Consider the following 24662-nt stretch of genomic DNA (forward strand, 5'->3'; position numbering starts at 1 on the left):
GGCCTGCGGGCGGGGCCCCGCGACCGGCCGTCGCCGACGCGGGGCGGCGCCCCCGGGGCGTGGGCGTCGAGCTCGCCCCGCAGGCCAGTAGACTTCTCGGCTGTGGCGGACACCCAGTACGAAGACCTGTTGCGGCTAGTGCTCACCTCCGGGACGGCGAAGGCCGACCGGACGGGCACGGGCACCCGAAGTGTCTTCGGGCACCAACTGCGCTACGACCTCTCGCAGGGGTTCCCGCTGGTCACCACCAAGAAGGTGCACCTGCGCTCCATCGTGTACGAGCTGCTGTGGTTCCTGCGCGGCGACTCGAACGTCGGCTGGCTCCAGGAGAACAAGGTCACCATCTGGGACGAGTGGGCCGGTCCGAACGGCGAGCTCGGTCCGGTGTACGGCGTCCAGTGGCGTTCCTGGCCCGCGCCGGACGGCAGGCACATCGACCAGATCAGCGAGGTCCTCGACACGCTGCGCCGGGATCCGGACTCCCGCCGCATGATCGTCTCCGCGTGGAACGTCGCCGAGCTCGACAAGATGGCCCTCGCCCCGTGCCACGCCTTCTTCCAGTTCTACGTCGCCGACGGCAAGCTCTCCTGCCAGCTGTACCAGCGCAGCGCGGACCTGTTCCTCGGCGTCCCGTTCAACATCGCCAGCTACGCCCTGCTCACGCACATGGTGGCGCAGCAGGTCGGCCTCGAACCGGGTGACTTCATCTGGACCGGCGGCGACTGCCACATCTACGACAACCACGTGGAGCAGGTGACCGAGCAGCTCTCGCGCACCCCGTACGCGTTCCCCCGGCTGCGGCTGCGACAGGCCGATTCGCTCTTCGACTACGCCTACGCCGACGTGGAGGTGCTCGACTACCAGCACCACCCGGCCATCAAGGCTCCGGTCGCGGTATGAGCACCGGAGCGGGCGGCATGCACGTCGGGCTGATCTGGGCCCAGACCCGCGAGGGCGTGATCGGCGCGGGCAACGCCATTCCGTGGCGCCTGCCGGAGGACATGGCGCACTTCAAGGCCACCACGCTCGGTCATCCCGTGGTGATGGGCCGCAAGACGTGGGACTCGCTGCCGCCGCGCTTCCGCCCGCTGCCCGGCAGGCGCAACGTCGTGGTGACGCGCGATCCGCACTGGGCCGCCGAGGGCGCGGACCGCGCCGGGTCCGTCGCCGAGGCCCTGGAGCGCGCGGCCGAGCCGCTGGACTCGGTGACCCCCGTCGCGGCCTGGGTCATCGGCGGCGGGGAGATCTACCGGGCGGCCCTGGAATTCGCCACGACGCTCTCGGTGACGGAGATCGACACGGTGGTGGCCGGCGACACCTACGCCCCGACCCCGGACCCGACGTGGAGCGTCACCGAGGACAAGGGCTGGCAGTCCTCCACGACGGGCCTGCGCTACCGCATCCGCACCTACACTCGGTAACGGTCCGCTCACCGCACCGAGCGCGGCCCCTGGGGCTGCCGCGCGCTCACCCGTCGTACCGGATCCGGAAGCGGTCCACGGACGCCGGGTCGCGGTCGACGACGTGGACCGGTGGCCAGGACCACTGCCACACGCCGATCCCCGGCGTGCGGGAGAAGCGGATGCGCCCGCGGGTGCCTTCGACGTCGACGTGCGGCCAGGACGCGGCGACGCCCGCCCGGTCCGTGCCGTGCGAGCGCAGCACGTCGGCGAGGACGGCGATCGTGTCGTAGCCCTCGAAGCCGACGAAGGAGGGCGTCACCGCGAGCTGCTCGCGCAGGGCCTTCTCGACGCGGGCCCCGAGGGGTCCGAGGCTTTCGGGGAGATAGCGCAGGAACGGGATCCCCGCGCCGTCGGCACCCAGCAGCGACGCCCATTCAGGGAGCTCGGGCTGGCCCGCCGGGGCGCCGATCAGGACCTCGGCGAGGCGCCCGTCGCGGCGTACGGACCGCACGAGGGGCACCGCGGGCTCCGGGTGGCCGACGAGGAGCAGCAGTGCCGTCGCGCGCTGGTCGACGAGCGCGTCGCACACCGCTTCGGGGGTGAGCGCGCTCATGTCGAGCTCGATGACGGTGCCGCCGCGCGGAGCGAGGCGGTCCCGCAGGACGCGGATGCCGGAGGCCCAGTAGACGCTCGTCTGCACCGCCACGGCGATGCGGCGGTGGCCCGCGGCGAGGAGGAAGTCCGCGTAGGTCCGCCAGCCGTGGGACTGCGCCGGGGCGATGCGCGCGACCCAGTCGGTCGGCCCGTCGGTGAGCGCGTCGAGCACCGCCGAGGAGCAGAGGAACGGCAGGCCGAGGGCGTCGGCCCGGGCGGCGGCGGAGCGGGCGACGACGCTGTGGTACTCCCCCGCCACGGCGGCCACGCCCAGACCGGCCAGCTCGTCCACGGCCGCCGCGGCCCGGAGGGGATCGGCCGCGGTGTCCCGGACCACCAGCTCCAGCGGCCGTCCGCCGATCCCGCCGGCCTCGTTGACGTCGCGGACGGCGAGTTCCAGTCCGGCGAGCAGCTGGCGGCCCGCCTCGGCCCAGCCGGGCCGGGTGAGCGGAGCGAGGGCGCCGATCCGGACGGACGGGCCGTCAGGGCGCCCCGCTCCAGGGGCTGATGGTGGCGTACTCATGCGTCGGTGTCTCCCCGTGTGACGGTGGCTGTCGGACATTGATCCACCGCCGCCGCCCGCGGGCAACCGGTTTTCCCTCAGCCGGGCTGCCGGGCCCTTCGGGCGGGGCCCGCGTGGCGGCCCTTGCCGCGCCGGGTCTCCTTGAAGGCCCACGCCATCTTCGGTTCCATCGCGAAGCGGAACAGGCGCTGCACGGGCGGGGTGCACAGGAGGGTGACGACGGTGGCGGCGATCAGGGTCACGGCGACCGCGCCGAGCGGCCGGTGGATCCAGTCGTGCTCGTACCAGTCCCAGAACCGGGAGCCCTTGGCGAGGAAGCCGTGCAGGAGGTAGCCGTACAGGGTGCCCGCGCCGAGCGCGGTGCACCACAGCCTGCGGCCCGGCACCCAGGCGAAGAAGCAGGCGACCAGGAGCAGGGAGCAGCCGAACATCGCCAGGGTCATGACGCCGCCGGCCCAGCCGGGGGCGGCCAGCTCCTGGGCGCTGTCGCGGCGGTAGAACCAGGCCGCGTTCATGCGCGGCGCCGCCCAGTAGGCGAACAGCAGGGCCGCGGCGAAGACGGGGACGGCCAGGACGCGGGCCTCGCGGCGGCGCACGATGCGGAAGTGCTCCGGCTTCAGACACAGGCCGAGGACGAAGAACGGCAGGAACTGCAGGACCCGTTGGAGGTCCAGGTCGTCGCCGATCTCGGGGGACGCGGAGGCGAGCACCGCGATGGCGAGCGCGAGCGGGACGGGCCAGCGCACGATCTTCCACACCGGCGTGGTCAGGCGCCAGATGAACAGGGCGGCCAGGAACCACGTCAGGTACCAGGGGTCGAGGAGGCTGACGGGGTACGTCGGGTCGTCGTCCGCCCAGCGCTTGAACAGCGTGTACGCCGCCTCGAAGAGGACGTAGGGGACGGCGATGCCCGTCACCAGGCGGCGCAGGCGTCCCGGGCTCGCGTCGAAGCTCCGCGAGAAGTAGCCGGAGATGACGATGAACGCGGGCATGTGGAAGGCGTAGACGGTGATGTAGAGCGCCGCCGCGGCACGGCTGTCGTCGCGCAGCGGCTCCCAGGCGTGGCCCATCGCCACCAGGACGATCGCCAGGTACTTGGCGTTGTCGAAGAAGGAGTCCCGCTTGGCGACGGCCGCCGGTCTGACCTGCGGTTGCGGCGGCGTGGGGCGGTCCGGCGTACGCGTGCGTTCCGGGACGCGGGGCAGACGCAGCGTGTCAGTCACGGGCCCTCCCGAGGGAACCCGGGAGGCCGCACGCACGTCCTACGTCAACTGTGGGGGAGGGGGAGGCGCTGGACATCCCCAGCACCTTCCCACTCCCCTTGTGGCCCGTTCAACCCTCGCACGTGTGACCCACCGCTCACACGTCGGCAGGGACCGCGGGATCCGGGCCGACGAGTTCGGACAGGACGTCCTCCATCGTGACGAAACCGATGACGGTGCCCTTGTCGCCGGTGACGGCGGCCAGATGGCTGTCCATGGCGCGCAGCGCGGTGAGGGTGTCGTCGAGCGGGGTGTCGATGCTGACCCGCGTCAGCGGATGCAGCACGCCCCGGGCGAAGGGCCGGTCCCGGTCGGCGGTGCCGAGCGTGTCCTTGATGTGCAGATAGCCGAGCAGGGCGCCGCCCGCGCCGGTGACCGGGAAGCGGGAGAAGCCGGCCTCGGCGGCCACCCGTTGCAGACGGGCCGGGGTGACGGTGTCGTCGACGGTGCGCATGCGCGCGACCGGGACGAGGATCTCGCCGACCGGGCGCGTGCCCAGCTCCAGGGCGTCCCGCAGCCGTTCGCCGTCGGCGGCCGAGAGGAGGCCCGCCTGGCTGGAGTCCAGGACCATGCGGGCGAGTTGGTCGTCGGTGAAGACGGCCTCGACCTCGTCCTTCGGCTCCACCCGCGCCAGTTTCAGCAGGCCGTTGGCGAACGCGTTGACGCCGAAGACCAGAGGGCGCAGGGCGCGGGTGAGCGCGACCAGGGGCGGGCCGAGGAGCAGTGCGGTCGGGACGGGCGCGGCGAGCGCGATGTTCTTGGGGACCATCTCGCCGATCAGCATGTGCAGATACGTCGCCACGGTCAGGGCGATGACGAAGGCGATGGGGTGGACGAGCGCGCCGGGGACGCGGGCCGCCTCGAAGGCGGGCTCCAGGAGATGGGCGATGGCGGGTTCGGCGACGGCGCCGAGCACCAGGGAGGAGACGGTGATGCCGAGCTGGGCGGTGGCCATCATCGCGGAGATGTGCTCGACGCCCCACAGCGTGACGCGGGCCCGGCGGTTGCCCTCCTGGGCCCGGGGCTCGATCTGGCTGCGGCGCACGGAGATCAGGGCGAACTCGGCGCCGACGAAGAAGGCGTTGGTCAGCAGGGTCAGGGCGCCGATGAGGAGCTGCACGGTGGTCATCGGGCGTCCTCCATGACCTTGCGCGCGGCGGGCGCGAGGATGCGGACGCGGTCGGCGCGGTGGTGGTCGACCGCGAGGACGGTGAGCCGCCACCCGTCGACGTCGACGCCGTCCTCCTGGGCGGGGATGCGGGCGAGGCGGGTGGCGATCAGCCCCGCCAGGGTCTCGTACGGGCCGTCGGGCGCGGGCAGGCCGATGGCGTCGAGCTGGTCGATGCGGACGCCGCCGTCGGCCTCCCACGCGGCCCGGCCGTCCCGGTCGGGCGCCGCGGGCACCAGGTCGGGGACCTCCACGGGGTCGTGCTCGTCGCGGACCTCGCCCACGACCTCCTCGACGATGTCCTCGACGGTGGCGACCCCGGCGGTGCCGCCGTACTCATCGATGACGACGGCCATGGTCCGGGTCGCCCGCAGGCGCTCCAGGAGCCGGTCGGCGGGCAGGCTGTCGGGCACCAGGAGCGGCTCGGTCGCCAGGTCGGTGACCGGGGTGAGCCGCCGCTCGTCCGGGTCGAGGGCGAGGACGTCGCGGATGTGGACGCTGCCGACGACCTCGTCGAGGCTGTCGCGGTAGACGGGGAAGCGGGACAGGCCGGTGGCGTGGGTGAGGTTCGCCGCGTCCTGCGCGGTGGCGTGGACCTCCAGGGCGCGGACGTCCACGCGCGGGGTCATCACGTTCTCGGCGGTCAGCTCGCTCAGGTGCAGGGTGCGGACGAAGAGTTCGGCGGAGTCGGGCTCGATGGCGCCCTCGGCGGCCGAGTGCCGGGCCAGGGCGACGAGTTCGTCCGGGGTGCGGGCGGAGGCCAGCTCCTCGGCGGGCTCCAGTCCGACGCGGCGGACGAACCGGTTCGCGGTGTCGTTCAGATGCCGGATGAAGGGCCCGAACGCCGCGGTGAAGCCGCGCTGCGGATCGGCCACCACCTTGGCGACGGCCAGCGGGCGCGAGATCGCCCAGTTCTTCGGCACCAGCTCACCGATGACCATCAGGACCACGGTGGACAGCACGACCCCGAGGACGGTGGCCACGGCCGGGGCGGCCCCGCCGAGGCCCGCGCCCCGCAGCGGTCCGCGCAGCAGCGCGGCGAGGGACGGCTCGGCGAGCATGCCGATCACCAGGGAGGTGACGGTGATGCCGAGCTGGGCGCCGGAGAGCTGGAAGGTCAGGCTCCGTGCCGCCTTCAGGGCGCCCCGCGCGCCCCGCTCCCCGGCCGCGGCGGCCTGCTCCAGGTCACCGCGCTCGACGGTGGTCAGCGAGAACTCGGCGGCCACGAACACGGCGCAGGCGAGCGTGAGGAGCAGGGCCAGGAGCAGCAGCAGGACCTCGGTCACCGTGCCACCCCCGTTCCCTCAACCTCCGGCTGCGGGCAGGGAATGGCACGGTTGGTACTGGGAGGCTCACCCATCGCGGGTCCGTGGCTCCTTCTGGTGACGTGTACGCGGATCAAGGTCAGCGAGCGCCGGCGCGGCGCTCGCTTCTACAGTCACTGTAAAGGAACGGCAAAGCCCGCGACAGGGGTCAGGCCTTCCGCGGGCCCCGCGCAGCCGTCTCGCCGATTCGCGCCGGCAGGCCCGCGGCGAACGCGCGCGCCGCTTCCAGATCGGCCGCGTCGGGCCGCCCCTTGCGGATGCCGCCGACGGGCTTGAAGAGGCCCCAGGTGTCCCAGGCCCGGCAGGAGAAGGTGTCGACCACGTCGAAGTCCCGCCGCTCCAGGAGCCGCACGAGGGGCCGGGTGAAGGGCCGGAACGGCGCTTCGGGAAGCCCGCTGGTGGCGAACACGAACGCGCTGCGGCGCTCCCCCGGCGGGAGGGACGCGGCCAGCTCGCGCAGCCGCGGATGGAGGGCCATCGAGTAGACCCCCGAGCCGAAGCCCACGAGGTCGCACGTGGCCAGTTCCGCGGCGTCGACCTCTTCGGGGGCGACGACAAGGGCGTCCAGGGCGCGCCCCATGACGTCGGCGACCTTCTTCGTGTTGCCGTGCGACACGGAAACGCACACGATCATGGCCTTCACGGCGATGCTCCTCTCGTTGCGGGCGCCCATAGGACACGGCCCGGGCCGCGAGCGTGACACCGGCCGTCTGTGACCTGCGTCACCGGCCGCGCTCGCACGGCCCCTCTCCCCGCCCCGGGAGCGCCTTGGCTACGATCTCCGCGATGAGCAATCGGCGGCAGGGCACCGGGAGCACGGCGGGACGCGTCGTGCCGTTGCTCGTGCTGCGCTGCGCGGCCCTGTTCGCCGTGCTGGTGTGGATGCTCCCGGTGTGCGGCCACGCCTCGAACGCGGCGGCGCCCGCGCCGGTCACCTCTGCCGCGTCCCAGGCGAGCGGGACGACCTCTCCCGCGACTGGTACGAACGTTCCATCCGGACGCGGACATGCTTGCCCGGACACGGAGCACGGGCCCGGCGACGCGCACTGCCGCCCGGTCTCCGGGGCCACCGTCGCCACCGGCTCCCCCGCGCCGGTGCCGCTCCCGCTGTCGGCGGACGTGACCGCGGCGCCCTGGGCGGCGGAGTCCCTGGCCCCGCGCGGGGCACCGGCCGATCCCGCCCCCGCCCCCGGCATCCATCAGTTGCAGGTCCAGCGGACCTAGGAGCGGCCCCCGCACGGCCCGGCGCCCGTCGCCGTACGGCCGTGGACCGCCGCTTCCCCCTGCCGCCGCGACCGTCGGCGCGCAGGCCGCCGACCAGTCGCAACGCACTGCCGCACGCCTCCGTGCGGCGGGGACAAGGACATGCCATGGGTTCCGCAGGAGCCAAGCAGAAGCGCGCCGACCGCCGCGCGAAGATCGAGGAGCTGCGCCGCGCCGAGGAGGCGCGGCGGCGCCGCAACCGCATCGCCACCTGGGCGTGCAGCGGCGTCGTCATCATCGGTGTGACAGCGGGCAGCTGGTACCTCGTGGACCGCTCCGCGACGCGGGACGAGCAGCGCGATCGCGCGGCGGCCGCCCCGATCAAGGGGGAGAGGTCCTTCAAGGACCTGGGCCGCAACCACGTCACCACGCCCGTCGCCTACAAGTCGTCCCCGGCGGCGGGCGGCGACCACAACCCCGTCTGGATGAACTGCGACGGCGACCTGTACGACAAGGAGATCGACGAGACCAACGCGGTGCACTCCCTGGAGCACGGCGCGGTCTGGGTCACCTACAGCGAGAAGGCCGCCGCCTCCGACGTGCGCGCCCTCAAGGCGAGGGTGGAGAAGACCCCGTACTCGCTGATGAGTCCGTACGCCGACCAGTCCGCGCCCCTGACCCTGTCCGCCTGGGGCAAGCAGCTGAGCGTGACCTCCGCCTCCGATCCACGGGTGAGCGCGTTCTTCGACACGTACGTGCAGGGCGCGCAGACCCCGGAGCCGGGTGCCGCCTGCACCGGCGGCAAGGCGGCGTGAGGACACCTCCCGCCCGCGTGACCATCCGACGCACTCCCCGCACCAAGGAACCATGAACAAGCTCAAGCGCAACCTGATCGTCACCGCCGTGATCGCGGCCGTCCTCGCCGCGGTCCTCGGCACCGCCCTGCTGGTCTTCCCCGACGACCGCGGAGGGGGCGGCATGGACGTGCGGCCCGCCGCCGACGCGCAGCCCGTGCGCGCGGACAGCCACCGCCTGACCGACCCGAAGAAGAGCGAGCTGACCGTCGTCGAGTTCCTCGACTTCGAGTGCGAGGGGTGCGGCGCGATGTACCCGGTCGTGGAGAAGCTCCGCGCGGAGTACGGCGACCGGGTCACCTTCGTCGCCCGCTACTTCCCCATGCCCGGTCACCGCAACGGCGAGCTCGCCGCCCGCACCGCCGAGGCCGCCGCACGGCAGGGCAAGTTCGAGGAGATGTACAGCAAGCTCTTCACCACCCAGAAGGAGTGGGGCGAGTCGCAGGACTGGAAGGAGGACGTCTTCCGCGGCTACGCCAAGCAACTCGGCCTGGACCTGGGCAGGTTCGACGCGGCGCTCGCCGATCCGGCCACGGCGGGGCGCGTCCAGGCCGACCAGCGCGACGGGCTCGGCCTCGGCGCGCGCGGCACCCCGACGTTCGTCGTCGACGGCGCGGTGATCCCGACACCGGCCTCCTACGCGGACTTCAAGGCCCTCATCGAGGAACGGCTCGCCGACTGACCGGCCCGGGCGCGGTGGCGGCGCACCGCGTCCCGGTTGGCGCACGGGTGGCAGCAGTAGCGCTGCCGCCCGGTGCGGGAGGTGTCGGCGAAGATCGTGGCGCACTCGGTGACGGCGCAGCGCCGGAGGCGGTGCATGCCCCGGCCCACGAGGTGCAGCGCCGTGCCGACGGAGAACAGCGCGTACAGCAGCGAGCCGAGCGACCGGGTGTCGTCGCGGTAGTGCAGGTGCCAGCCGTCACCCGCGTGGTCGGTGAGGCGCGGGTGGGCGGTGCTCGCCGCCAGCATCTCGTTGAGCCGGGCGGCGCGCTCGCGCTCGTCGGCGGCGTCGACGACCCGCTCCCAGGCGTCGAGCGCGACCCGTACGCGGTCCACGTCCGCGGGCACGGCAGGGTGTTCCAGCTGGAGTCCGGCGGCGCGGCAGCGGGCCGCGAGCTCATCGGCGTCGGCCGGGCGCCGGTTCGCGAGGTCCGCCGCCAGCTTCACCGCGTCCATACCGTAAGGGTTGAGCTGCATAAGGCTATTACAGCACCGTGGTCGTCATGCAGCGCAAGAGAGAACGCCGCGGGGCCGCGGCACGGCCGGAGCCCGGCCGCCCCGGAGCGAGGTGACCCCGGCATGCTCACCAAGGTGCTGCCCGCCGCCGGACCGCAGCGGGTCCTGGCCCTGTCCAACTTCGTCAACACCCTCGGCAGCGGCCTTTACTTGACCGCGGGAGTGCTGTACTTCACCCAGGCGGTGGCCCTGCCGACGGGCCAGGTGGGGCTCGGCCTCGGCATCGCCGGGCTGGTCTCGCTGGCCGCGGGCGTCGCCGTCGGCCACCTCGCCGACCGCCGCGGGGCGCGCGGCGTGTACGTCGGCACGCTCGTCGTGCAGGCCCTTGCCACGGCGGGCTTCGTCCTCGCCGACAGCTTCTGGCCGTTCGTCCTCGCGGTGTGCGCGGCCACCGGCGCCAAGGCCGCGGGGGTGGCGGCGCGCAGCCCGCTCGTGCGCCACTACGGCGGGGACCGGCCGCAGGAGTTCCGCGCCTATCTGCGGGCCGTGACGAACGTGGGCATCTCGCTCGGCGCGCTGCTCGCGGGCGTGGCCGTCCAGGTGGGCACGCTCACCGCCTATCACCTCCTCGTCGCCGGCAACGCGCTCGCGTTCGCGGCCTCCGCCGCGGTCCTGCTCCCGCTGCCGCCGGTCGCGCCCGCACCCGCCGCGCCAGGACCGCGCCGGGCGGCCCTGCGCGACCGGCCCTACCTCGTCCTGACCGCCCTGGACGGCGTCATGGCCATCCAGTTCAAGGTGCTCACCGTGGCCCTGCCGCTCTGGCTGGCCGAGGCGACCGCGGCGCCGCTCTCGCTGGTGTCGGTCACCATGCTCGTCAACACCCTCATCGTCGTCGCGCTCCAGGTGCGCGCCAGCCGCGGCGTCGACTCCCCCGCCGCGGGCGGGCGCGCCTACCGCCGCTCCGGCGTGGCCTTCCTGGGGTCCTGCTCCCTGATCTCGCTGTCCGCGGGGGTGCCCGCCCGGGCCGCCGTGACGTTGCTCGTGACCGCCGTGGTGGTGCACGCCGTCGGCGAACTGTGGCACGCGGCAGCCGGGTTCGAGGTGTCCTTCGCCCTCGCCCCGCCCCACGCCACCGGCCAGTACCTCGGCGTCTTCGGCCTGGGCGCGGGCCTCGCCGAGGCCCTCGGACCGACCCTGCTCATCTCCCTGTGCATCACGTGGGGCCGTCCCGGCTGGTACGTGCTGGGCGCACTGTTCGCCGTGACGGGCCTCGCGGCGCCGCTCGCCGTGCGGTGGGCCCGGCGGGCGCCGTCCCCGAGCGCACCGGGCGGCGGGTGCCCGGCCGGGCACCCGCCGGATCACGTCCTGACCGGCTCGGTAGATTGATCACATGTCTTCCGTACTCGTGGTCGGCTACGACCCCCAGGCGATCCCCGGCGTCGACGCGGCAGCCGTACACGCGGTGCTCGACGCGCAGCTGGACCGGTTCGCCGAGCTGGACGTCGAGGCGGCCATGACGGTGGTCGTGCACGACGAGTCGGCCGAGCCCACCCTGGTGGCGTCCCTGACCGCGCGGCCGTGGGACGTCGTGGTGGTCGGCGGCGGGATCCGCAAGACCGAGCAGTTGCTCCCGCTCTTCGAGCAGATCGTGAATCTGACGCGCCGTCATGCGCCGCAGGCCGCCATCGCGTTCAACAGCAACGGCGGCGACACGGTCGAGGCGGCGCGGCGCTGGCTGTGAGCGCGCCCGCGCCCCCGAGGTGAGGAGCGGCGGCACCGTCAGGGCCGCTTCCCGGTGGCGGGCGAGCCCTCCGCCGACGCCGGGGGCCGGGGCGGTGCCGGTGCCTCGGGGAGCTGTCGCAGCGTGCGCAGGGGCGAGCTGAAGACCGGCAGGAACGCGCACGCCATGCACACCGCGCCCGTCCACACCGCCACCCGGACGCCCGCGAGTTCGCCGATGACCCCGGCGAGGGCCGCGCCGACGGCGAGCGCCCCGGTGAGCAGGAAGCGGAAGGTGGCGTTCATGCGGCCGAGGAGGGGGTCGGGGGTGAGGTGCTGGCGGAGCGTGACGCCCAGGACGTTGTCGAGGCCCGTCTTCGCGGTGACCGTCAGCCAGCCGGCGCACGCCACCCAGAACCAGGGCCCGTCGCCCACCAGGCCCACGGCGAGCGCGGCGGGCGCACACCACAGCCCGGCGCGCGCCAGGGCCCGCCCGTACCCGAGCCGGGCCGCGAGGCGGCGGGCACACGCGGCGCCGGACAGCAGGCCCAGGCCGCCGATCGCCCAGTAGAGGCCGAGCGCCCCGGCGGGCAGGCCCAGTTCGCGGGTGAAGAGGACGGGCAGCATGACGTTGACCAGGTGCGCGCCGAGGTTGCCGAGCGCGCCGGTGAGGGCGAGGGCGCGCAGCTCGCGGCTGCCGAGGACGTGGCGCAGGCCTTCCCCGATCTCGGCCCGCAGGCGTCGCCGGGCGGCCGTGGGCGCCGGGGCCCGCCGCCGTCGGCCGATGCCGGTGAGGCCCGCGGCGGAGGCGAGGTAGGCGACCGCGCCGCCCGCGACCGCCAGCGGGGCGGTGGCGAGCTGCACCAGGAAGCCGCCCGCGCCCCGGCCCGCGATGTTGGCGCCCGCCATCAGGCCCACCACGGCGGTGTTCGCCGGGACGAGGCGGTCGCGGCCGACCAGTTCGGGCAGCACGGTCTGCGAGCCCACGTCGAAGAACACGGTGGCGCAGCCGTTGAGCAGCACGACGGCGTACAGCTGCGGCAGGGACAGCGCGTCGAGCCACCAGGCGACGGGGACGGAGGCGAGCAGCACGGCGCGGGCGGCGTCGGCGGCCACCAGGACGCGGCGCGGCGGGAGCCGGTCCACCCATGCCCCGGCGGGCAGCCCGATCAGCAGGAACGCGGCGGTGGACAGCGCGGCGAGGACGCCCGCCTGGCCGGGCCCCGCGTCGAGGACGGTGACGGCGAGCAGGGGGATCGCCACGTAGCCGACGTTGGTGCCGAGGTGGCTGAGGGCGCTCGCCGCGAAGAGCGTACGGAAGTCCCGTACGCCCCAAGGGGAGCCGGAGGCTGGGTTCATGCGCGACACGGTGCGCGATCTTCGGGCCTCCGCCCATTGATTTAGCCTGGGCTGAATGTTCGAGATCGAGTTCGGCACGGAGGACGTGGCCCGTACGCGTTTCGCGCTGTCCCCGCTGTGGGAGGTGGTGGCGAGCGTGCGGGTGCTCAAGGGCGCGGACGAGCAGGGCCTGCACCGCGCGTGGGTGGAGCAGGTGCGGCCGCGACTCGCCGCCGCGGACGTCGATCTGTCGCCGCTCTTCGACCTCGTGCCCGTTCCGACGCGCTCGCCGTGGGCGGGCCACGTCCCCGGATTCCTCTGCCCGCCGCCCACGACACCGCTGCCGTCCCTCGCGGTGGAGCTGGCGACGGTACGGGCCACTCCCCCGGCGCTGTTGCGGACGAAGGCCGATGTGCCGCCCGCGCGCATGGCGGCGCTGCGCGCGGATCCGGCCGCCGTGCTCGGCCGCCTCGCGGACGTGATCGAGGCGTACTGGGAGCTGGCCCTCGCCCCGTACTGGTCACGGATCCTCACCCTCCTGGAGGGCGACATCCGCTATCGGGCGGGCCGGTTGGTGGAGGGCGGCGCGCAGCACCTGTTCACCGACCTCGATCCGCAGGTCACCTGGGCGGGCGGCACGCTCCAGCTGGAGCACAGGACCGCCCGCGGCACGCGCCCCCTGGACGGCCGGGGCCTGCTGCTCGTGCCGTCGGCCTTCGTGTGGCCGCGCGTCTTCTCGATCCTCAACGAGCCGTGGCAGCCCTCGCTGCGCTATCCGCCGCGGGGTGTCGGCACGCTCTGGGAGTCCCGCCCGGTCCCGGCGTCCGAAGCCCTCGCGGGCGTGGTGGGCCGCTCCCGCGCGAGCCTCCTGGCCGAGCTGACCGCCCCGGCGTCGACCACCGCCCTCGCCCGCCGCACCGGCCTCACCCCCGGCGGCGTCTCCCAGCACCTCGCGCTCCTGCGCACGGCGGGCCCGGTGAGCGCCCACCGGGCGGGCCGCCAGGTCCTGTACGCGCGCACCCGGGCGGGCGAGGCGCTGGTGGCGGCGGCCGCGGGTGCCGCCGCCTCAGCCGTCTAGCCGCAGAGCTCCGCGAAGCGCTCGGTGCTGATGTTGCCGCCGGAGATGAGGACGCCGACGCGCGGCGGGACCTGGGGGAGGCGGCCCGCCAGGAGGGCCGCGACGCCGGTCGCGCCGCTGGGCTCGATGACGATCTTGAGGCGCTCGAAGGCGAACCGCATCGCGTCGCGGATCTCGTCGTCGGAGACGAGCACGACCTCGTCCACCAGGCGCTGGTTGATGGGGAAGGTCAGCTCGCCGGGGGTCTCGATGGCCTGGCCGTCGGCGATGGTGCGCGGGACCGGGACGGTGACGCGGTGACCGGCCTCCAGGGACCGCTTGGTGTCGTCGCCCGCCTCCGGCTCCACGCCGATCACACGGATCCGCGCGTCCAGGCCCTTTACGGCCGTGGCGCTGCCGGCGATCAGACCGCCGCCGCCCACCGGGCTGACCAGGGCATCCAACGCACCGACCTCCTCGATGAGTTCGAGCGCGGCGGTGCCCTGCCCCGCGATGACGTCCGGGTGGTCGTACGGCGGGACCAGGGTGAGGTCACGCTCCTCGGCCAGCTGCCTGCCGATGGCGGTGCGGTCGCCGGAGTAGCGGTCGTACGTGACGATCTCGGCGCCGTACCCCTCGGCGGCCCGGCGCTTGGAGAGCGGGGTGTCCTCCGGCATGAGGATCACCGCGGTGCTGCCCCGCTCTCGGGCCGCGAGCGCGATGGCCTGGGCGTGGTTCCCGGAGGAGAACGAGGCGATGCCCTTGGCCAGTTGCTCGGGGGTGAGCCGGGCCACCGCATTGTAGGCGCCGCGGAACTTGAAGGCGCCGATCCGCTGGAAGTTCTCGCACTTGAGGAAGACCTCGGCGCCCACGCGGGCGTCCAGGGTGCGGGAGCGGAGGACGGGCGTGCGGTGGGCGACGCCCTTGAGGCGGGCGGCGGCGTCGCGCACGTCGTCGAGGGTGACCAGGGGGGTGCTCGTCATGCGGGTGCTCCTGGTGGGGTGTGGGGCCCGGGCGGCGGTGCGCCCTGGGCGCGGGACTTGGCGAGATAGCTGTAGGCGGAGGCGCGGGAGATGCCGAGGCGGGCGGCGACCTGCGGGACGGCTCCCCGCACGGCGAAGACGCCGTGCTCGTCGAGGCCGCGGAAGAGCTCCACGCGCGCGTCGCGGCCGAGCTCGCTCCACGGACGGCTCAGCTGGAGCTGGTGGTTGTCCACGATGGAGCTGACGACGGACCCGACGTCGTCGCCGAACGTCGTGGTCGGCACCTCCGACCGGGCGGCCACGCCCGCGAGTTCACCGATGAGGGCGCTCGCCTGCTGGACCGCGGTGATGTCGAGGTTGACGCAGAGCGCGCCGAACACCGCGCCGCCGCTGTCGCGCAGCAGCATCGTGGACGACTTGACCAGCTTGCCGTCCCGGGTGCGGGTCAGGTAGTTCAGCTCGTCGGCCGCGCCGTCGCCGCGAGCCAGCATGCCCATGCCGATCTCGCTCATCGAGCCGCCGACGCTGCGGCCCGTGACGGCTCCGGCGATCGCCACGACGGATCTCTCCGGCCGCCGGTAGTCGTGGACGACCGCTTCGCACAGGGAGCCGAAGGTGGCGACGAGCCCCTCGACCACCGGTGCGAGGGCGGCGATGATCGCGTCGCGCTCGGCGTTCCGTACGTCGTCGGCGCTCTCGGCGCTCATGTGATGGCCCTCCCCTGCCGCAACAGCTCTGGACTCAACGTACACGCCTTGGACAGAAAGTCCAGAGCCATGGGTGGGCTAGGCCGTGGGCGCCGCTGCCTCCAGGTCGGCCACGCTGCCCGACATCACCGCTGCGACGTGGCGCGTCAGGTGCTCCAACGGCCAGTCCCACCAAGCCAGTTCGAGCAGCCGGGCGATGTCCTGGTCGCCGAAGCGGCGGCGCAGCAGCCGGGCCGGGTTGCCGCCGACGATGCCGTAGTCGGGGACGTCGTCGACGACCACGGAACCGGAGGCGATGACCGCGCCGTGGCCGATGCGGACGCCCGGCATCACCAGGGTCCGGTAGCCGAACCACACGTCGTTGCCGACGACGGTGTCGCCGCGGCCGGGCAGCCCGCTGATGAGGTCGAAGTGGTCGGCCCAGGAGCCTCCCATGATGGGGAAGGGGAACGTGGACGGGCCGTCCATGCGGTGGTTGGCGCCGTTCATGATGAACCGCGTGCCTTCGCCGAGGGCGCAGAACTTGCCGATGACGAGCTTCTCGGGCCCGTAGTGGTAGAGCACGTTGCGCGTCTCGAAGGCCGTCGCGTCGTCGGGGTCGTCGTAGTACGAGAACTCGCCGACCTCGATCAACGGCGAGGTGATCAGCGGCTTGAGGAGCACCACGCGGGGCTGGCCGGGCATCGGGTGCAGGACGGTCGGGTCGGCGGGGACAAGGGGCATGGTGGCGCCTTTCCGGTGTGCGGTACGGACCTCGGGCGCGGCTGCGCCCGCACCATGATCCCTGGACCGGCCGGCCCGCAGCACGCGGTTTACGCGCCGGGGGAAGCACCCGCCGAGGACGCGCGAGCGGCCCGTGGACGCGCCAGGGCCCCCGTCGCGTCCACTGTGGGACGCGACGGGGGCCCTGGCCAAGTGCGCGAAGGGGCGCCGGGAGGGGTCAGCGCACCGTCACGGCGAAGACGGGCGACAGGGTGGCGCCGCTCTTGGTGCGCAGCTCGTTCTTGCCCTTGAGGCCGAGCTTGACGCGCAGGGAGTACGCGCCGGACTTGTTGACGGTGGTGGACGCGGGCAGCGTCTTCCAGGTGCCGCGCTGCTTCTGCTGCAGGTCGACCTTGGCGCCCGCCTTGATGCCGGTGGCCTTGCCGTTGACGCGCAGCTCCTGCCAGGCCTTCACCGAGGCCGTGGACGGCTTGGCGGTCAGCGCGGCCTTCGCCTTGGCGGTGGGGCTGGTCTTCTGGGTGCCGAGGCTGTTGCCGGTCTTGACGTCCCAGATGGCGTACGGGGTGCCGCCGCCCTGCGTCTTGCTGTACAGGCGCTTGCCGTCGGCGCTCAGGTGCAGGTAGATGCCGTTGTCGACGGTCTGGCCCGGCTTGAGGGCCTTGCCGTTGTAGTACGGCTTGCCGCCCTTGACGGTGAGGGTGACACCGGCGCCGATGTCGATTTTCACGGGCTTGGCGGCGGCGGTCCGCACCGCGGCGGGCCGCTCGGGGGCGGGGGTGCTCGCCATCGCGGCCGCGGCCGGGGCCAGGAGGGCCGTACCGGCGAGGACCGAGACGGCGGCGGTACGGAGGGCGCTGCGGCGGTGAGTGGTGATGCGCATAACGACGGTGTTCCCCTTCACGGTCATGGATCTGTTCGCGTGCACGGCACGGCTGCGCCCTCGGGCGGCGCCGCGCGGTGCGGTCCCGTTTCGTCCCCGCCGTCCGTGCTGTCCGTGCTGTCCGGCGAGTACGGAATCAACCTAGTTCACCCGCCATTACGGCTATCCGAAGATCACGTAACGGTGCCCCATAGATCACTTCACGGCATGGCATCGGCCCGCTCCCCGCACCGCCGGGGCCGCCCTCAGCCGTCGAGGCGCACCCCCTGCTTCCTCGCGTACGCCTCCTTCGCCTTGGTGTGCCACCACTCGAAGAGTTCGATCCGCAGCGACCGCGCTATCCACGTCACCAGGCCCTCGGGCGGGCTGCCGTTGAAGACGTTGATGTCGCTGTTGTCGCGCTCGGAGCGGACCGACCAGCGGCCGTCGGGGGCGACGACGCCCAGGTAGACGTCGAACTTCCGCCCGCTCACGACGACTTCGAGGTCCGTGACCTCCAGGACGACGCGTCCTCCCTCGTCCCACTTCCCCACGACCAGCGGGGCCAGCAGGTCCCGCACTTCCTCCGGAGTCAGCATCCGTCCAGGGTCCCGCACCCGCCGTGGACCGCGGATCCCGGGCCCTCGGGGCCGCCGCGTCCACGCACCCGCAACACCGCGGCAACACCCCCGCAGAGTTGGCCGCCTAGCGTCGCCTGACGTGAGTACGGACACGCGGAACACCTCGGCCCCGCCCGCCCCCACGCCCGGCGAGGGCGGCCTGGGGAAGGGGCTCCGGCGGCGGCACATGAACCTGATCGCGCTGGGCGGGGTGATCGGCGCCGGGCTCTTCGTGGGCAGCGGCGTGGTCGTGCGGCAGACCGGGCCCGCGGCCGTCCTCTCCTTCCTGGCCGCCGGTGTCCTGACCGTGCTCATCATGCGGATGCTCGCGGAGATGACGGTGGCGCGGCCCGCGCTCGGCTCCTTCTACGCCCACGTGCGCGAGACGCTCGGCGCCCGCGCCGGGTTCGCCGTCGGCTGGCTGTACTGGTACTTCTTCGTGATCGTCGTCGCCGTGGAGGCGGTGGCGGGCGGGCGGATCATCCAGCTGTGGCTGCCGGACGCGCCGCTGTGGGCCATCAGCCTCGTCCTGATGGCCCTGCTCACGGCGACCAACATGGTCTCCGCGCGCTCCTTCGGCGAGTTCGAGTACTGGTTCTCGTCCGTGAAGGTGCTCGCCATCGTCGTGTTCCTGTTCCTGGGCGCGCTGTACCTCTTCGGGCTCTGGCCCGAGGCGTCCGGCGGCCTCGGCCACCTCACCGCGCACGGCGGCTTCGCGCCCGAGGGCGTGGGGGCGGTGCTCGCCGCCGTCGTGCCGTGCGTCGGGTTCTTCACCGGCGCGGAGATCGTGACCATCGCGGCCGCGGAGTCCACCGAGCCCGAGCGCGCCGTCGCCGCGGCGATCCGGTCGATCGTGCTGCGGGTCGTCGCGTTCTACGTCCTGTCCATCCTCGTGGTCGTCGCGGTGGTCCCCTGGACCGACGACGCCGTCGAGGTCAGCCCCTACGCGGCGGTCCTGGAGCGCCTGGACGTGCCCGCGGCGGCGACCGTCATGAACGCGGTCGTCCTCGTGGCGGTCCTGTCCTGCCTCAACTCCGCGCTCTACACCTCGTCCCGGATGCTCTTCGCCCTCACCCGCGGCGGTGACGCGCCGCGCGGCTTCACCCGGCTCAGCCGGGGCGGCGTGCCCCGCCGCGCGATCCTCGCGGGCACCTCCGTCGGCTACGCCTCGGTCATCGCGGCGTGGATCTCCCCCGACGTCGTCTTCCAGTTCCTCATCGACTCGTACGGGGCCATCGCGCTCTTCGTCTACCTGGCGATCGCCGTCGCCCAGCTGCGCATGCGACGCGCCCTGGAGCGCGAGTCCCCCGACCGGCTCACCCTGCGCATGTGGGGCTTCCCCTGGCTGAGCCGCCTCACGATCGCCGCCATGGGCGCGGTCATTCTGGCCATGGCCTTCCTGCCCGACAGCCGGACGCAGTTCTGGCTGAGCCTGCTGACGGTGGCGATCGTGCTCGGGGCGTACGAGGTGAGGCGGCGACACGGGGAACCGGTGGGTCCGGCGCGGGAACTGTAGGCCCGGTGTCGGGGCCTGTAGTCGCGCACGCACGTCACGATCTCGCGCGGTCGCGGGCCTCGCCGAACTCCTCGACGGCTGGAGCGGCCGGAGGCGTACCGGGGGGCTTCAGAGGTTCGTGCGGGGGCGGGGGTAGCGGGTGATGGCGCCGGGTGGGAAGTGTTCGGTGCCCCCTACTTCGTCCGCGTCGTGGAGGGTCACGGTCAGGTCCGGCATGTCCCGCAGGGAGGTGAGGTCGACTTGCCGGTACTTGTCCCAGCAGTGGATCTCCAGCGTGGTCAGGTTGGGCAGGGCCGTGCGTACGCAGGCGAGGTCGTCGACGCCCTCGGCACCGTTCAGCATCAGGCTCCGGATCTGCGGTGACGGCGGAAGCTGCGCGAGCATCTCCAGTCCGGAACTGGTTTGCAGCATGAGGCGATTCAGGTGGTGGAGTGACGCCACCAGGTGCATTCCTTCGACGGCGCCGCACAGGTTCAAGGTGGACAGGTTCGCACAACGGTCGATCCCGTCCAAGGCGCCGAGGCCCGTACAAGCCGTCCTCCCGAGCATGAGGTCTCTGAGGTCCGCAGGGATCGGAAGCGTCCGAAAGTCTCCGGGGGCCAATTCCACGTTGAGCCCCAGGTAGCCCACCTTCGGCAGATGACGAAGCGCCTCCAGGCACTGCGTGCGTTCTCCCGAAAGGTAGAAGCCGGTGATGTCCGTATGAGCCAGCGCGGAAAGGTTCGTGAGGTTGCTGCAATGGGTCAGGCTCACATGGACCAGGGCGGGGAAAGAGCGGAGGAATTCCACATCACGCAGCTCAGAGTTGTTCACCACATAGAGCGACCGGATTTCCTGCGGTACGACCGCTTCGGCGATGTCGCGCCCCAGGAAGTCGCCCTGCAGGTAGACGCCCTGGGGCGATGCCAGCGTCCACAGCGCAGCGAGCTGCTCGACCGAGCGAATGGTCAGGAGACTGAAGCCGGGCACGTGGCTCAGGACTTCCTCGGCGTAGTCGGTGATGTCAAAGCTGTGCCAGCTCTCCTGCAACGCACTTCGCACACCGTCAACGGCACTGGCGCGAAACCTCTTCATCACCGTGAGAGCCGCGTCGCCCCCGATCCTCCCCGCGGTGAGGACGACCGCCATCGCCTCGTCGTCCTCCAGGCCCTCCGGCCCGGGAAGCAGGTCCAGGATGACAGGCCCGACCTCGGCCAGCGCCCACGCTTCGGCCCTGCTACGCGGCGGCAGCAAGCCCTCCGTGCGCCGTCTCACCTCCTCCCGCACGACCGGGTCGAGTTCCGTCGCGTACTCCAGGCAGGCCGTGGCAAGAAGATGCAGCCGCACCCGGTGTCTGGCCACGCGGTCGCCCCGGGCGATGAGGCGGCTCAGGAGGCTGGCGCGTTCGGCGGGGCGGGCGTGGGCGACGGCCATGCGGAGGACGTCCTCCCAGCGGTCGTCGTGGGCGTTGCGGACGAGGAGCGGGAGGTCGCGCGCCTCGATGGCGGCCTTGGCGCCGAGGTAGTCCTGGAAGGTGCGGTGGACGAAATCGACGGTGTCCGCGGTGGGCCGGCGGAGCGGGCGAGGAGGTGGGTGAGGACACCCCGCGCGTCCGTCTGCCGACCGACGTGCGGCATCGCGGGCAGCGCGTCGCCGATGAGGTCGACGGCGGTGTCCTGGTCCAGTTCGTCCTGGCCGTTGCGGATGAGCCAGTAGGCGAGGCGTTGCAGGATCTGGACGCTCTGGTGCTCGGTGAGGCAGAGGCCCTCGGGGGCGTCGATGTCGCGTTCGCGGTCGCGCCGGTGCAGCAGCATGGACAGGGCGGCGTCGTACAACTCCATGCGGCCGTGCGGCAGACGGCCGCGCCGGTCGCGGTGGAGCGCGCAGACCAGGGCGCACAGCAGCGGCGTGGTGGTCAGCCGGGACAGCTCGCGCTGTGAGCGCACGGTGTCCTTGAGGGACTCGCCGAGCGCGGCGAGGTGGGCGCGCTCCTGCGGGCTCGCGCCGTCGGCGGCGGCCGCGTCGTGCCAGCGGGTCAGGAACACCGCCACGTCCCGGGCGCTCATCGGCCGCACGGTCAGCTCGGCGAAGCCGCCGTCGGCGAGCCAGCCCTCGGGCACGGCGGAGGGCCGGGTCGTCACCACGTACGCCGCGCGCGGGTAGGCCGCGAGCAGGTCGTGCAGCCACTGCCGGGTCCGGGCGCGCTGGGCCCGGGGCACCTCGTCGAGGCCGTCGACGAGCAGCAGCCCCCGCCCGTCCAGGAGGACCCGGTCGGCCCAGCCGGGCGGCTGGGCGCCCTCGCGGGGGCAGCCGGTGGCGGCCAGGTACTCGTGCGGGGCGGGCAGTTCACCGCGCCGGACCAGGGTCCGCAGGGGCAGCACGAACGGCAGGCGGTCCGCCAAGTGGGCCAGTTCGGCGGGCAGTTCACGGCGGGCCGTGGCGACCGCGAGCCACTGCACGAGGGTGGTCTTGCCGCTGCCCGCGAGGCCGCGCACCAGGGTCCGCGGGCGGCCCGCGAGGGCCTGCTCGGCCCGCTCGACGCTCACCGCGGCCCCGTCGCCGCGGCCACCGGCGAGGCCGCCCGGAGGCAGGCCGTGGGTGAGCGTGGCGAACTCCAGGCTGAGGTACGCGGCGTCCAGCGGCCAGCGGTTGCGCTCCGGCCGCGCCAGGTCGAGGCCGATCACGGAGAGCTGCCCGTACCGGTGGGCGACGTAGCTCCGGTACCAGGCCTCGAACCGCTCCTCGGCACCGAGGGAACCGTCCGCGGCGGGGGCCTCCGGCGGCGCGGGAGGCGGCACCGCCCGGTCCCGGAGCCGTAGCAGCTCCTCCGGGTCGGCGCCGAGCGCGGCGGCGAGGGCCGCCACCGTCGCGTCGCTCGGCACCCCCGTCCCGTTCAGGGCCTGGCTCACGGTCGTGCGCCCGAGCCCGGCCCGCCGGGACAGCGTGATCATGGAGAGGCGCCGCCGCGCGCGCAGGTTCCGCAGCCGCCCCTTCAGGTCCGTCAGCGCGTCCGCCCCGTCCTCGCTCGCCCCCACCGGCCCCTCCACGGACAGCGCCCCCTCCTCGTTCGGACCCGTTCATCTTGGTCCAACCGGACGTCGCCGTACGGGACTTCGGACATCTTCCTTCCCGTCGGACATCCACTCCCCTCGGGAAGGGAACCTCCTCATGACCTCCACCCCGGCACTCCGGGTCCTGCTCGCCCTCTCGGTGGTCGCGGCGGTGCTCGTCGCAGCCCTCGCCGCCGTCGCCACCGCGCTGCTCGCCCGCTGGGACGGCGCCTCCGTGCCCGCCGCCCTGCTGCGCGCGGGCGCCGCCTTCGGCGCGACGCTCACCCTGGCCACCGCGCTCCTCGCGCTGTGCCTCTCGGGGGCGGGCCCGGCCGCTTGACACCCCAAACATGGGATGTTCCCATGTCTGGGCATCCAGAGAAGACGTACGCCCCGAACCGTTCGGCAGAGAGGCCCCGACCGATGCCGCTGCGCACCACCGCACGGACCAACCTCGTCGATCTCGTCATCGCCCAGATGGAGAGCCTCATCGCCGACGGCGAGTGGCCGGTCGGGGCGAAGATCCCGGCCGAGCCGCAGCTCGTGGAGCAGCTCTCCGTCGGCCGCAACACCGTGCGGGAGGCCGTCCGCGCCCTGGTGCACACCGGAATGCTCGAACCCCGCCAGGGCGACGGCACCTATGTGCGCGCGAGCAGCGACCTCGGCGCCGCCGTGCAGCGGCGGCTGCGCAGGGCGGGCGTCCTGGAGGCGTACGAGGTGCGGGCGTCCCTGGAGCGGGACGCCGCCCGGTACGCGGCCGAGCGCCGCACCCCGGAGGACCTCGACGCGCTGCGGACGGCCCTCGCCGAGCGCGGCCGGGCCTGGGAGGCCGGGGACATCGAGGCGTTCATCGACGCGGACATGACCTTCCACCGCGCGGTGGCGGCCGCCGCCCACAACAGCGTCCTCGCCGATCTGTACGGGCACCTCAGCGACGGGATGCGCTCCACCCTCCAGTCGGTGGTCGGCGCCCCGGTCCCGGACTCCGTACGCCACCAGATCGGCGCCCACCGGGCGATCCTCGACGCCATCGAGGCGCGGGACCCCGCCAGGGCCGAGTCCGCCGTGCTCGCCCATCTCGCCGAGGGCATGGCCGCGCTGCGCGAACAGCCGCTGGACGACCACGGCGGCGACGCCACCGACGGCGCGGCCGCCGCCGCGCCCACCCACTGACACCCCCACCCCCAGGAGACACGGCATGCGCAGGGAAGCGCCCGCCGCCACGGCCACCGTGGCGCGGGACGACGACACCACCGACACGGCACCCGGCCAGGCCCCGCCGAGCCCGCCCGGCGTCACCGGGCGCCGGGCGCTGTACCTCGGCCTCGGCGTCGTCCTGCTCGCCCTGAACCTGCGCCCCGCGCTCGTCGCCGTCTCCCCCCTCGCGGACGTCATCCGCGACGACAGCGGCATGTCGGCCACGGCCACCAGCCTGCTCACGGCCCTGCCCCTGCTGTGCTTCGGCCTGCTCGCGCCGGTCGCGCCCGGCCTCGGCCGCCGCTTCGGCATGGAGCGCTCGCTGCTCGGCACCATGGCGCTGATCTGCGCGGGCACCGCGCTGCGGATGGTGGACTCGGTCATCGCCCTGTTCGCCGGCACGGTCGTCATCGGCGCGGGCATCGCCGTCGCCAACGTGCTCCTGCCCGGCCTGATCAAGCGGGACTTCCCCGGCCGGGCGGGCCTGATGACGGGCCTGTACTCGATGTCGCTGTTCGGCGGCGCCGCGCTCGCGGCCGGCGTCACGCTGCCGGTGCGGGACGCCTCGGGCATGGACTGGCGGACCACGCTGGCGTGCTGGGGCGCGCTCGCGCTGCTCGCCCTCCTGGTGTGGCTGCCGCAGGTGCGCTCGCGCACCCGCGTCGCCGCCGCGGCGGCCCGGCAGGCGGCGCACCCGGTGCGCGGCCTGTGGCGCTCGCCCCTGGCCTGGCAGGTCACCGCGTACATGGGGCTCCAGTCGCTGAACTACTACGCCGCCGCGGCCTGGCTGCCGACGCTGCTCCAGGACTCCGGGATGAGCGCGGGCGACGCCGGGTGGATGCTGTCGTTCTCGGCGCTGCTCGGCATCACGGGCTCGTTCGTGACCCCGGTGATCGTCGGCAGGCGGCTGAGCTCCGCGCTGCTCTCGACCCTCGGCGCGCTCCTGTGCGCGGCCGGGTACGCCGGGCTGCTCGCCGCCCCGGTCGGCGGCGCCTACGTGTGGATGAGCCTGCTCGGACTCGGCCAGGGCGCGGCGATCAGCCTCGCGCTGCTGTTCATCGTGCAGCGGGCGCCGGACGCCCGGCACGTCGCACAGCTGTCCAGCATGGCGCAGTGCTTCGGCTACGTCCTCGCCGCCACGGGGCCCGCCATCCTGGGCGCCGTCCACGACGCGTCCCACGACTGGACGATCCCCGTGGTGGTGCTCCTGGTGCTGCTGGTCCCCCAGGTCGTGGTGGGCGTCGGCGCGGCCCGCGACCGGCACGTGCGCGGGACCGCGTAGCGCGTGCGGACACCCCTGTGGGGCGGGCCCGACGGGCCCGCCCCACAGGGGTTCTCAGGGATTC

The 24662-nt window shown here is 73.6% G+C and carries 26 protein-coding genes; 12 read left to right on the plus strand and 14 right to left on the minus strand.

The features are described 5' to 3' along the window. Positions 1-102 precede the first annotated feature (102 nt). Complete coding sequence (locus C9F11_RS05105) at positions 103-900, plus strand: thymidylate synthase (RefSeq protein ID WP_138958115.1); 798 nt, start codon at positions 103-105, stop codon at positions 898-900. 17 nt (positions 901-917) lie between these two features. Then, positions 918-1421, plus strand: a complete 504-nt coding sequence (locus C9F11_RS05110) for a dihydrofolate reductase (RefSeq protein WP_138966082.1) — start codon at positions 918-920, stop codon at positions 1419-1421. A gap of 46 nt (positions 1422-1467) precedes the next feature. Here C9F11_RS05110 and C9F11_RS05115 read toward each other — a convergent pair whose 3' ends face one another. The 5 genes from C9F11_RS05115 to C9F11_RS05135 all read right to left on the minus strand — a co-directional run bounded on the left by C9F11_RS05115 (position 1468) and on the right by C9F11_RS05135 (position 6969). After that, complete coding sequence (locus tag C9F11_RS05115; RefSeq protein ID WP_138958116.1) at positions 1468-2580, minus strand: ABC transporter substrate-binding protein; 1113 nt, start codon at positions 2578-2580, stop codon at positions 1468-1470. A 77-nt stretch (positions 2581-2657) separates the two neighbouring features. Beyond that, a complete protein-coding gene (locus tag C9F11_RS05120; RefSeq protein WP_249402141.1) occupies positions 2658-3791 on the minus strand; it encodes an acyltransferase family protein in 1134 nt (377 codons plus the stop codon). 148 nt (positions 3792-3939) lie between these two features. Next, complete coding sequence (locus C9F11_RS05125; protein ID WP_138958118.1) at positions 3940-4971, minus strand: hemolysin family protein; 1032 nt, start codon at positions 4969-4971, stop codon at positions 3940-3942. Beyond that, on the minus strand, positions 4968-6296 hold the full coding sequence (locus C9F11_RS05130; RefSeq protein ID WP_138958119.1) for a hemolysin family protein: 1329 nt from the start codon (positions 6294-6296) through the stop codon (positions 4968-4970). Before C9F11_RS05130 ends, C9F11_RS05125 begins: the two co-directional genes overlap by 4 nt. 187 nt (positions 6297-6483) lie before the next feature. Next, complete coding sequence (locus C9F11_RS05135) at positions 6484-6969, minus strand: flavodoxin family protein (protein WP_249402142.1); 486 nt, start codon at positions 6967-6969, stop codon at positions 6484-6486. A gap of 152 nt (positions 6970-7121) precedes the next feature. Here C9F11_RS05135 and C9F11_RS05140 point away from each other — a divergent pair, with 152 nt between their 5' ends. The 3 genes from C9F11_RS05140 to C9F11_RS05150 all read left to right on the plus strand — a co-directional run bounded on the left by C9F11_RS05140 (position 7122) and on the right by C9F11_RS05150 (position 9074). Then, entirely contained in the window at positions 7122-7559 is a 438-nt protein-coding gene (locus C9F11_RS05140; RefSeq protein ID WP_138958121.1) for a hypothetical protein, read from the plus strand. A gap of 146 nt (positions 7560-7705) precedes the next feature. After that, positions 7706-8353 (plus strand): DUF3105 domain-containing protein, encoded by a 648-nt coding sequence (locus tag C9F11_RS05145; RefSeq protein WP_138958122.1) that lies wholly within the window; start codon positions 7706-7708, stop codon positions 8351-8353. Between the two features lie 52 nt (positions 8354-8405). Next, on the plus strand, positions 8406-9074 hold the full coding sequence (locus C9F11_RS05150) for a thioredoxin domain-containing protein (RefSeq protein WP_138958123.1): 669 nt from the start codon (positions 8406-8408) through the stop codon (positions 9072-9074). Here the strand turns inward: C9F11_RS05150 and C9F11_RS05155 are convergent. After that, entirely contained in the window at positions 9029-9589 is a 561-nt protein-coding gene (locus tag C9F11_RS05155; RefSeq protein ID WP_138958124.1) for a CGNR zinc finger domain-containing protein, read from the minus strand. The two genes, C9F11_RS05150 and C9F11_RS05155, sit on opposite strands and share 46 nt — an antisense overlap. A gap of 102 nt (positions 9590-9691) precedes the next feature. Between C9F11_RS05155 and C9F11_RS05160 the strand changes: the two genes are divergently transcribed. Both C9F11_RS05160 and C9F11_RS05165 read left to right on the plus strand, forming a co-directional pair. Further along, a complete protein-coding gene (locus C9F11_RS05160) occupies positions 9692-10954 on the plus strand; it encodes an MFS transporter (RefSeq protein ID WP_138958125.1) in 1263 nt (420 codons plus the stop codon). 4 nt (positions 10955-10958) lie between these two features. Next, the gene (locus C9F11_RS05165; RefSeq protein ID WP_138958126.1) at positions 10959-11309 is read left to right on the plus strand and encodes a hypothetical protein; all 351 of its coding nucleotides are present in this window, start codon (positions 10959-10961) and stop codon (positions 11307-11309) included. 38 nt (positions 11310-11347) lie between these two features. Here the strand turns inward: C9F11_RS05165 and C9F11_RS05170 are convergent, their stop codons facing one another. After that, positions 11348-12646 (minus strand): MFS transporter, encoded by a 1299-nt coding sequence (locus C9F11_RS05170; protein WP_138958127.1) that lies wholly within the window; start codon positions 12644-12646, stop codon positions 11348-11350. 55 nt (positions 12647-12701) lie between these two features. Between C9F11_RS05170 and C9F11_RS05175 the strand changes: the two genes are divergently transcribed. After that, on the plus strand, positions 12702-13703 hold the full coding sequence (locus tag C9F11_RS05175) for a DUF5937 family protein (RefSeq protein ID WP_138958128.1): 1002 nt from the start codon (positions 12702-12704) through the stop codon (positions 13701-13703). Here the strand turns inward: C9F11_RS05175 and C9F11_RS05180 are convergent. The 5 genes from C9F11_RS05180 to C9F11_RS05200 all read right to left on the minus strand — a co-directional run bounded on the left by C9F11_RS05180 (position 13700) and on the right by C9F11_RS05200 (position 17553). Next, positions 13700-14665, minus strand: a complete 966-nt coding sequence (locus C9F11_RS05180) for a threo-3-hydroxy-L-aspartate ammonia-lyase (protein WP_138958129.1) — start codon at positions 14663-14665, stop codon at positions 13700-13702. The two genes, C9F11_RS05175 and C9F11_RS05180, sit on opposite strands and share 4 nt — an antisense overlap. Further along, on the minus strand, positions 14662-15372 hold the full coding sequence (locus tag C9F11_RS05185; RefSeq protein WP_138958130.1) for a helix-turn-helix transcriptional regulator: 711 nt from the start codon (positions 15370-15372) through the stop codon (positions 14662-14664). The genes C9F11_RS05180 and C9F11_RS05185 overlap by 4 nt, the downstream gene beginning before the upstream one ends. Positions 15373-15450: 78 nt before the next feature. Continuing rightward, a complete protein-coding gene (locus C9F11_RS05190) occupies positions 15451-16095 on the minus strand; it encodes a CatB-related O-acetyltransferase (RefSeq protein WP_138958131.1) in 645 nt (214 codons plus the stop codon). 217 nt (positions 16096-16312) lie between these two features. Continuing rightward, on the minus strand, positions 16313-16975 hold the full coding sequence (locus C9F11_RS49910; RefSeq protein ID WP_138958132.1) for a hypothetical protein: 663 nt from the start codon (positions 16973-16975) through the stop codon (positions 16313-16315). 245 nt (positions 16976-17220) lie between these two features. Beyond that, the gene (locus C9F11_RS05200) at positions 17221-17553 is read right to left on the minus strand and encodes a hypothetical protein (protein WP_138958133.1); all 333 of its coding nucleotides are present in this window, start codon (positions 17551-17553) and stop codon (positions 17221-17223) included. A gap of 121 nt (positions 17554-17674) precedes the next feature. Here C9F11_RS05200 and C9F11_RS05205 point away from each other — a divergent pair, with 121 nt between their 5' ends. Further along, positions 17675-19090, plus strand: coding sequence for an amino acid permease (locus tag C9F11_RS05205; RefSeq protein WP_212767802.1), 1416 nt, complete (start codon positions 17675-17677; stop codon positions 19088-19090). A gap of 108 nt (positions 19091-19198) precedes the next feature. Here the strand turns inward: C9F11_RS05205 and C9F11_RS48525 are convergent, their stop codons facing one another. Together C9F11_RS48525 and C9F11_RS48530 are read right to left on the minus strand one after the other, a co-directional pair. Beyond that, positions 19199-20503, minus strand: coding sequence for a hypothetical protein (locus C9F11_RS48525; protein WP_249401601.1), 1305 nt, complete (start codon positions 20501-20503; stop codon positions 19199-19201). Beyond that, complete coding sequence (locus tag C9F11_RS48530) at positions 20458-22104, minus strand: NACHT domain-containing protein (protein ID WP_249401602.1); 1647 nt, start codon at positions 22102-22104, stop codon at positions 20458-20460. The genes C9F11_RS48525 and C9F11_RS48530 overlap by 46 nt, the downstream gene beginning before the upstream one ends. 133 nt (positions 22105-22237) lie before the next feature. Here C9F11_RS48530 and C9F11_RS05215 point away from each other — a divergent pair, with 133 nt between their 5' ends. The 3 genes from C9F11_RS05215 (at position 22238) to C9F11_RS05225 (ending at position 24598) form a co-directional block, all read left to right on the plus strand. Then, complete coding sequence (locus C9F11_RS05215) at positions 22238-22459, plus strand: hypothetical protein (RefSeq protein WP_138958134.1); 222 nt, start codon at positions 22238-22240, stop codon at positions 22457-22459. A gap of 83 nt (positions 22460-22542) precedes the next feature. Further along, the gene (locus C9F11_RS05220) at positions 22543-23292 is read left to right on the plus strand and encodes a FadR/GntR family transcriptional regulator (RefSeq protein WP_138958135.1); all 750 of its coding nucleotides are present in this window, start codon (positions 22543-22545) and stop codon (positions 23290-23292) included. A gap of 25 nt (positions 23293-23317) precedes the next feature. Then, positions 23318-24598: an MFS transporter gene (locus C9F11_RS05225; RefSeq protein WP_138958136.1), complete on the plus strand. Its 1281-nt coding sequence runs from the start codon at positions 23318-23320 to the stop codon at positions 24596-24598. Positions 24599-24662 lie beyond the last annotated feature (64 nt).

The sequence above is a fragment of the Streptomyces sp. YIM 121038 genome (assembly GCF_006088715.1).
Taxonomy (GTDB): domain Bacteria; phylum Actinomycetota; class Actinomycetes; order Streptomycetales; family Streptomycetaceae; genus Streptomyces.